Source organism: Pseudomonadota bacterium, from assembly GCA_010028905.1.
GTDB lineage: Bacteria > Vulcanimicrobiota > Xenobia > RGZZ01 > RGZZ01 > RGZZ01.
In genome coordinates this window covers 1-8,310 of the sequence record RGZZ01000213.1, presented here as the reverse complement: position 1 = coordinate 8,310, position 8,310 = coordinate 1, and the positions used below count along the sequence as shown (strand labels likewise).

Genomic DNA, 8,310 nt, shown 5'->3' with positions numbered 1-8,310 from the left:
TTTTTTTCCGTGCCCCGTCACCACGGAAGAAACATTGGGGGGGGCTCCCCCCCCACCCTGCGTCCCTCAGACGCACGCCTTCCCCCGCGCTAGCGCATTTCGCTCTCTGTTCATCGAACGCCGATCGGCCGAGCGTGTGCATTGTCATTGATCGTTGCCAGCGGTTTGCTCCCTCTGATTTCGGTGCTATAATCATAGGAGCAGGTCGCGCAGGCAACGTGCGTCGGGGAACATCCCCCGCGCTTCGTTCGTTCTTGCAAAGGGCAGTGCCCGGAGGTCAGCCGTTGAGAACCGTCCACTTCACGTTCATCATTCCACCTGGCCTCGCGCAGGACGGCCTTCGCGTCATTGCGGAGCAGATCGTTGAGTCGCTCCGCGCAGGCGCCCTCGACGTGCGTGCCTCCCTCGTGCTCGAGGAGGGCGAAGTTGTCGGGCTCTCGCTCAGCGGCGAGTACGAGATGGCGGCCATCGCGAGCGAGCGGGTGCGCAAGACGCTGCGCGCGCATCGTGTCACCTTTCGTGAGGAGCAGGTCTCCACTGCCGATGACGGCGAGACCACCGCGCGCTCCCTCCTCGACGATCTCACGCGCCGCCAGACCGCTGGTTCCGAGGCTGGAGACGCCGAGGAAGAGGCCTTGGAAGATGAGTACGAGGAGTACGATCTCGAAGAGCTCACGCGCGCAGATTATGGTCAGTATCCCCTCACACCACCTCACGCTCGGCCGAAGAATGATCGCGATGATGAGCACGATGCGCTGCTGCGCTCCGCTCGCGAGCGTCTTCTCGACACCGGTGAGTCCGGGGTTCCTCGCCGACGAAGCGAGACGGTGGAAGAGCGTCGCAAGCTGGCGTTCATCCGGGGGTTCAAGAGCGGCAAGGCGTTCTATCGCATGGGCCTTCACGAAGATGCAGAGCGCAACCTCCAGGCGGCGCTAAAGCTGAACCGCGCGCACCCGGAGCTACACTTCTACCTGGGGCTCGTGAGCGACAGCCTGGGCAAGTCAGAACAGGCCGAGCGTCATCTGCGCCGGTCCATTGCGCTCGATCCGGATGTGGGGTCCAATCACTTCTATCTCGGCAACATGCTGCAGAAGCAGGGCCGTCTCGAGAAGGCCGTGGTCGAGTACAAGCGCGCCGTCGAGCACGATCCCGACGTGGCCATCATCTACAACAATCTCGCCTGGGTGTACTACCAGATGAGCGACTATGATCGGGCGCTGCGTGCGTTCGAGACCTCCATCTCGATGGACCCCGATCTGCCGTTTCCGCACAATGCATTGCCTGCGTGTACCAGGAGGTGGGTGCGCTTCCCGATGCGGTCTCCGCATTTCGAAAAGCCATCGAGCTCTACCCCAGCTACGCCGCCGCCCACCTGAAGCTCGGCTGGTGCCTGTTGCAGCTGGGTGATCTCGAACCCGCCATCCAGGCGTTCACCGCCGTTCTGGAGTCTTCAGATGAGGGCGAGTACGTGGCGAGCGCAAACTACAGCCTCGGCCACTCGTACCTGGCGCAGGGCAATCTCATGGAAGCGCAGGAGGTGTTTCAGAAGGTCATCGCCGACGAAGACGAAGACTTCGTCGACGCCCTGCTCCATCTCGGCATCATTCAGTTGCGCCTCGGGTTTTCGGCCAACGCGGTGACGCTGCTGCGCAAGTATATCCGGAAAGCGGGCGACGCGGTTTCAGAAGAAGCCTGGAAGCACCTTGCCGTGGCCTATCATCAGTCTGAGCAGTACGGTTCCGCCATGCGTGCCTGCCGCCACGCGCTCGAGGGAGGCAGCGACGACGCCGAGATCCACGAGCTCATGGGGCAGATCGCGGGGGCGCAGCAGAAGTGGGTTGCGGCCGAGCGCCATCTTCGTCGCGCGCTGGAGCTCTCGTCTGACAGCGCCTCGGCCTGGCACCATCTCGGATGGGTGTTCGAGAATCGCGACGAGCGCGACGAGGCTGTTGCGGCCTACCGACGCGCGATTCACCGGGACCCGGAAGCGGCAGATTCGTTCAGTGCGCTGGGGCGGATGTATGTCGAGGAAGGCAAGCGCGAAGAGGCCCTCGTGCTCTATGAGAAGGCCCTCGAGCTCTCTCCGGCCGACGTGGTCGTTCTCAACAACCTCGGATGGCTGCACGCGCAGGGAGGCGCTTTCGACGAAGCCCTCCGCTGCTACACCAAGGCGCTCGGTCTCGAGCCCGAGAACTCCACCGTGCGCTGCAGCGTGGGGGCGCTCTTCCTGCAGATGGGGCGACGCGAGGAAGCCGAGAGAGAGCTTCGTCGTGTCGTGCAGCTCGACAACGACCCGCGTGCCGTGGCGCAGGCCCATTACTTTCTTGGCGTTCTCCTCGGCATGCGTCAGAATGCAGACGCGGCCTGCACCTGCTTCGCGGCATCCATCGAGCGAGACCCGGAGTTTGCCCCCGCCTGGTTCCGCCTCGGCGAATGTCTGCTCGATCAAGGCGATCTCGTTGCGGCGCGAAAGGCCTTTGAGCGGTACATCGCGCTCGAGCCCGGGGGTGAGTTTGCTGGAAGCGCGCGTCAGTACGTTCTCGAACGACTGGCCGGCGTGACCACGCGACGTGCAACCGGGGTCGGGGCACAGGCGCGCGGCAAGCGCGGCACCAACACCCGTCGCAAGAAGTCGTCGTCGGCAAAGCCGCGATCCTAGCGAGAAGGCAGGCACCCTTCACCGCTGCTAGCGCCGAGCGTGGGTCAGCCTTTCAGCTGCAGGGCCATCCGCTTGCGGAAGATGAGCCGCGAACCGTCAGACAGCTGAATCTCGTCGTCTGGCTGCAGAAGGCGTGACTGTCCCACGTCGAGGGAGACGCCGTTCACGAATGTGGGGTTTGTCTCGCTGCGGTGCTCGAGAAGGAACCCGCCGCGGCGGAACGCGACACGCGCGTGGATGCGCGAGACGTTCGGATCGTCGATGCGAACCTCGGCCTTCTTGGCCCGCCCGATGGTGATCTCGTCCTGGTTCAGGGTGATGCGACGTGCTCTGTCGGTTCGTCCGCTCTCGCACACGACCTCGAGCTCGAACTGGTACTGCCGCTGCAGCGCACCGTGATCGACGAACAGCAGGATGGAGTCTCCGATGACGAGCTCATCGCCGTTCTTCAGCAGGTGGGGAAGGCCGGCTTCGAGCGGGTCTTCATTGAGCACGATGGGGAGCGGACCTTGATTGATGATGGTGAACCGCCCTCGGTCGAACTGCAGCGTGGCCTGCTCGTTCTCCACCTTCGGATCTTTCAGCTCGATGTCGTTGGCACGACGTCCTTGCCGACCCAGGGTGAGGCCTTTGCCGCTCTTCAGCGCGGTTGACATGAGCGCGATGCGTCGGCCTCGTTCTGGCCCGTCGATCACCTCGAGCCCGTAGTCCGGCCGGCTGAACCAGCACTGTGTGGAATCGAAGGGGCGGTTGTTCTGCGCCTGAGGAGCGGCAGGCTCCGGCAGCAGATGCTGCGGCAGGCCTTCTCCACGTACACGGATGGCGGGAGCGGGCGGCTCATCGGGTTCTTGCAGCGGCGTGAGATGGTCGCGCGGGGTGATCTCGAGCACCTTGCGCTTCTCTTCCGCGCCAGGAAGCGCTGTCGGTGGGGGAGGGGCGGCCGGCCCTGAGAGAGACGGTTGCGGCAGGCTCACGGGAGGGGACGGTCCGCGGGTCGGCTCAGGAGAAGGGCGTCCAGCGGGGGGCAGGACGTCAGGGCGCAGCGCCTTGGCGGTCTCCTGGAAGCGTTCGTATTTGAGCATCATCAACGTCGTGTCACCGATGATGACCATGTCGTCGAGGTTGAGCAGGTTTCGGGTCTCGGTCTTCGATTCGCCGCCACGGGGCGATGTCAGGACGCGAGAGATCTGCGTGGGAACGGGGGAGGCGCCCGCGTGAAACACGCCGTATCGCTTGTCGGCGTCGTACCACACGAAGAAGGCCTGCTCTCGCGGCAGGTTCTTGTCGCTGAGGACCATCCAGTTGTTGCCTCGTGTGGCATCGCCAGGCGTGGCAGGTCCCCCGACGTGAACGACCTTGTGCTCAAGCACGTATTGACGGCCCTTGTCTGGCCCGTTGACGACCACGACCTTGAAGCCAGAGTAGATCAGCCCCTTGTCGTCGACCTGTTGCGGGGCTTCGTCTTCCTGACCTCGCCGCGTCACCCGCACCTGGAAGGTGAGATCGCCGAGACGGATCAGGTCATCGGGATAGAGAACCGCCTGCTGGACGATTCGCCCGTTGATGAATGTGGGATTGGTCTTAGAGCGATGGGTGAGGCGGTAGCGCCGCGGCCCGCCGCGCCACTCGAGCACGGCGTGCATGCGCGACACGGTGCCATCGTTGAAGAGCAGCCAGCCCAGCTTCTTCTCTTCTGGCGTCATGCGCCGCCCCAGCACCACCTCGCAGGTGTCGAGCGGGAAGGTCTTGCCAGCGTCTTCACCTTCGAGAACGTGTATCTCGAGACCGCTGGGAACGGGGACCGTTCGCGGGTCGACGGCGGGAATGAGATCTTCTTCCGCGTTGGGGAGATTTGACGACGCAGCGGAGGTCTCCCCGAATCCTGTCCATCGGCGCACCGATCCGGTGCGGCTTCCTGGGGGGCGTTGACGCTCAGTCATGCTACTCCTAGAGGCTTGATCCTTCGCGCTGACGGAAGAGACTCCCTTCCGCGGGCCCTCTGGTGCACTGATGTGAAGTGCGCTCTGCGTGGCGCGCTCTCCGAGCGGCGGCATCGCCGGTCTCACCCCAGCGTGCCGAGATCGACAGGACCCCTCTCGGCGGAGGTGGAATCCGCGCCCCATGTCGCTTCATGTAATCGATCACCCCCTGATACAGCACAAGATGTCCATCCTGCGCCACCGAGAGACCGGTCCCAAGGAGTTCCGGGAGCTCGTGGAAGAGATCGCCATGCTCATGGCCTACGAGGTGACGCGCACGCTGCCCCTCGAGACCGTGGAGGTTCCCACTCCCTTGGAGACCGCGCGCTGCCGCGCCATCGGCGGCAAGAAGATCGGTATCGTGCCCATCCTGCGGGCCGGCCTGGGCATGGTCGAGGGCATCATGCGCCTCATCCCTGCGGCCAAGGTCGGACACATCGGCATCTATCGCGATCACGAGACGCTGAAGCCCATCGACTACTATTCCAAGTTCCCGGAAGATCTTCCGGAGCGCGACATCCTTCTGCTCGACCCGATGCTGGCCACGGGCGGTTCGGCGTCGGCTGCCATCGAGTTCCTCGTGGCCAAGGGGGCTCGCCCCGAGAGCCTTCGGCTCGTCTGTCTGGTGGCGGCGCCCGAAGGCGTCCGGCGGGTTCAGGAGACGGACGATCGGGTTGAGATCTACACCTGCGCGCTCGACCGCTGCCTCAACGACCTCGGTTACATCCTTCCCGGCCTGGGAGACGCGGGAGACCGCATCTTCGGCACCCGTTGATCGGATGAGCGGCGCACGAGCGACCGCAGCGATGGGGGGCCTCCCCCGAATCCACGCACGCGAGGGCATGTGATGCAACACCTGGACCTGCTGATCCGAAAGGGGACCATCGTCACGTCGACCGAGGTCTTCGAAGGCGACGTGGCGGTGCGTGAGGGGCGCATCGTCGAGCTCTCCACCGGCATCGATCCGAGTCAGGCCAGCGAGGTCATCGACGCAGCGGGGCTGCTTGTGATGCCCGGCGTCATCGATGTCGACGCCCGCTTCGAGTTCGTCAGCGGCGGTCACGGCTCGGCCGACGATTTCGCAGCCGGCTCACGGGCGGCAGCTCACGGGGGCGTCACCACGGTCATCGACACGGCCCTCCAGGTGGAAGGGGAGGCCCTGGTGCCCGCCATCGAGCAGAAGCTCAAGGCGGCCACCGGACAGTTCAATGTTGACTTCGCCTTTCACGCCGCGCTCGGCGACCCGCGCGATGAGGTGGTGGCCGAGCTGCCCCGTGCAATTGCGCTGGGCGTGCCCTCGACGCTCGTCTCCACCGCCGACTTCGGCGACGCCGATGCGGTCTCCGATGGGGAGCTGCTGGCCGTGCTCGACACGGTGCGCGCAGGCGGGGGATTGGTTGCGGTTCAGCCCGAGAACGGCTCCTTGGTTGACTACTTCACCAAGAAGCACCGCGAGCGGGGGCAGGTCGGCCCCCTGGCGCACGCCCGCTCCCACCCCACGTTCAGCGAGGCGGAAGCCGTGCGCCGCGTGATCTTCTACACCGAGCTGGTGGGGGGGCGGCTATGCCTCTTCAACCTCTCGACCATGGGCAGCGCCCGTTTTGTCGGTGAGGCCAAGGGACGTGGGCTCAATGTCTTCTCTGAGACCTCGCCACCGTATCTGCTCCTTCACGACGCCCTCAATGAGGTTCCGGAGGCGCACATGTACCTCACGTCGCCGCCACTGCGCAGCCAGGCTGACGCTGACGGTCTCTGGAAGGGGATTTCCGCAGGCGCCATCCAGGTGGTTGGGTCTGGCCATCGCGCGTTTCGCCGCGCGCAGAAGGAGGCTGGAGCCGCTGATGCGGCGCTGGCTCCGCGTGGGTTGCCTGGCGTTGAGACGTTGCTGGGGCTCATGTTCAGCGAGGGGGTGCGCAAGGGCCGTCTCAGCCTGAACGGGCTCGTCGAGCTCATTGCAGGCAATCCCGCGCGTCTCTTCGGCCTGCATCCCCGAAAGGGGAGCCTGGCCCCAGGGGCAGACGCAGATCTGGTGCTCCTCGACCCTGGGAAGAAGGTTCGTGTGGGGGTCGACAGTCTGCACATGTCCACCGACTGGTCGCCCTTCGAGGGGTGGGTCTGTCACGGGTGGCCCGTGATCACCATCTCGAGAGGGCGGGTACTGGTTCGCGAAGGCGAGTTCGTGGGCGACCCGGGAGGGGGGCGCTTCGTTGCCCGCAGCTACGCCCCAGCGCTGCCGACAGGCTGAGGCGAGGCGCGTCTTGTCTGCCCGTGGCGTTGCGCGCAGGTGCGGGAACTTCTTGCGCGCTGTGCGAATCATGTCAGCAGGTTGTGCGCGGGGCGTCGTGTTCACTCCAGCGATGACACGAAGCGCCCTCTGTTAGGAACGCTGGTCGATGGCGCGGCTGGCCTTCGCCGACCCCAGTCGCTTGTCGGAACATCGAGCCAGCACAGCGAGGAGGAACCCATGTCTGAGACCTTGCACCCCTGGCAGGCTGCGTTGCCTGCGCTCTATCACCGCGCGGCCACCGATCCCGAGTTTCGTGCCATCTGCCTGAAAGATGCGCGCGCCGCGCTCGAGGCGATGGGGAGCGTCGCGATCCCGGCAGATCTGCGCCTGCGCTTTGTCGAGCACGTCGACGAATTGGTCCTGCCGCTGCCCCCTGCCTCCAACGGCAAGCTCGAGCTCGACGATCTCGACGCCGTGGCCGGTGGGGCCGTGAACGTCGGAACGACCTACGTGAGCGGGCCCACGGTCCAGGCCGCATATGGCTATGGATACGGCTACGGCTACCCCGCGCCGGTGTGGCCTCCTGTCGATCCGAGCACGCCAAGCGGGCTTCCTCCGCTGGTGAAGCCGGGCGGAGCCCCTCCTGGATACAACAGCATCTAGAGGCGCGACCGAAAAGGTCGCACCGCGCCATATGCGGGCGCCGGAAGCACGCCAGTGCCTGAGCTGACGCCCCAAGCGGAGTCGCCCGATGCCGCGAAGAGCCCTTGCAGTTCTTTCTGCGGGGCTCTTCAGTGCTTCCGGCGCTCTGCCTCCTCTATTGCGCAGCTCATCCTGGAACGGCTTGACATCGGTCGCGTGGAGCCCTAGAATGCGGCCTATCTCGCCACGTCTCCACTGCAGGAAGGAAGTTTCCCATGCCCAGCCCGCTACCGACCGCTCTCACCTCCGCCGAGCTCTTGCCAGGACAGGATCGCACTGTATCCTTGCTCGGGGTTCCACTTGCCTTTGGCTGTGGACGTCCGGGGGCAGATCTGGGGCCTGCGGTCATGCGACTGGCACGCCTCGGAAACCGACTGGGTGAGCTGGGATATACGGTGCGTGACCTGGGAGACGTGGTGGTGCCACCGGAGCGCACCGACCCGCAGGCGCTTCGAAACCTGGCAGAGATCACCGCCGTGTGCTCGGATGTCGCACATGCGGTTCGCAGCGCGCTGTCACGTCAGGAGCTTCCTGTCGTTCTGGGGGGAGATCACTCCGTGGCGCTTGGAACGCTCTCCGGCGTTGCTGCGCATCTGCGCGCCAGAGAAGAGGATGTCGGTCTCATCTGGTTCGATGCCCACGCAGACATGAACACCCCGGAGACCTCTCCCTCTGGCAACATCCACGGCATGCCACTTGCGGCGCTCCTCGGACGCGGGCATTCCGATCTGACAGATCTGTGC

Annotated in this window: 7 protein-coding genes; 6 read left to right on the top strand and 1 reads right to left on the bottom strand. The window is 65.1% G+C overall.

Features of this window, described 5'->3' with window-relative positions:
- Window positions 1-284: 284 nt before the first annotated feature.
- Both EB084_14485 and EB084_14480 read left to right on the top strand, forming a co-directional pair.
- Window positions 285-1,376 carry a tetratricopeptide repeat protein gene (locus EB084_14485; protein ID NDD29465.1) on the top strand — a complete coding sequence of 364 codons (1,092 nt, stop codon included), beginning with the start codon at window positions 285-287 and terminating at the stop codon, window positions 1,374-1,376.
- The gene (locus EB084_14480; GenBank protein NDD29464.1) at window positions 1,286-2,659 is read left to right on the top strand and encodes a tetratricopeptide repeat protein; all 1,374 of its coding nucleotides are present in this window, start codon (window positions 1,286-1,288) and stop codon (window positions 2,657-2,659) included. The genes EB084_14485 and EB084_14480 overlap by 91 nt, the downstream gene beginning before the upstream one ends.
- Window positions 2,660-2,703: 44 nt before the next feature.
- Here the strand turns inward: EB084_14480 and EB084_14475 are convergent, their stop codons facing one another.
- The gene (locus EB084_14475; protein NDD29463.1) at window positions 2,704-4,782 is read right to left on the bottom strand and encodes an FHA domain-containing protein; all 2,079 of its coding nucleotides are present in this window, start codon (window positions 4,780-4,782) and stop codon (window positions 2,704-2,706) included.
- On the opposite strand from EB084_14475, the gene EB084_14470 reads away from it, so the two are divergent.
- From EB084_14470 to EB084_14455, 4 genes are all read left to right on the top strand, one after another.
- Window positions 4,781-5,413 (top strand): uracil phosphoribosyltransferase, encoded by a 633-nt coding sequence (locus tag EB084_14470; GenBank protein ID NDD29462.1) that lies wholly within the window; start codon window positions 4,781-4,783, stop codon window positions 5,411-5,413. The two genes, EB084_14475 and EB084_14470, sit on opposite strands and share 2 nt — an antisense overlap.
- A 72-nt stretch (window positions 5,414-5,485) precedes the next feature.
- Entirely contained in the window at window positions 5,486-6,883 is a 1,398-nt protein-coding gene (gene hydA / locus EB084_14465; GenBank protein ID NDD29461.1) for a dihydropyrimidinase, read from the top strand.
- A gap of 219 nt (window positions 6,884-7,102) precedes the next feature.
- Window positions 7,103-7,528, top strand: coding sequence for a hypothetical protein (locus EB084_14460; GenBank protein ID NDD29460.1), 426 nt, complete (start codon window positions 7,103-7,105; stop codon window positions 7,526-7,528).
- A gap of 254 nt (window positions 7,529-7,782) precedes the next feature.
- On the top strand, window positions 7,783-8,310 hold a 528-nt coding region (locus EB084_14455; protein NDD29459.1), incomplete at its 3' end, for an arginase.

Coding starts and splice junctions, on each gene's coding strand:
- EB084_14470 (NDD29462.1), top strand. CDS start 4,781: ATGTCGCTTCATGTAATCGATCACCCCCTGATACAGCACAAGATGTCC.
- hydA (NDD29461.1), top strand. CDS start 5,486: ATGCAACACCTGGACCTGCTGATCCGAAAGGGGACCATCGTCACGTCG.
- EB084_14460 (NDD29460.1), top strand. CDS start 7,103: ATGTCTGAGACCTTGCACCCCTGGCAGGCTGCGTTGCCTGCGCTCTAT.
- EB084_14475 (NDD29463.1), bottom strand. CDS start 4,782: ATGGGGCGCGGATTCCACCTCCGCCGAGAGGGGTCCTGTCGATCTCGG.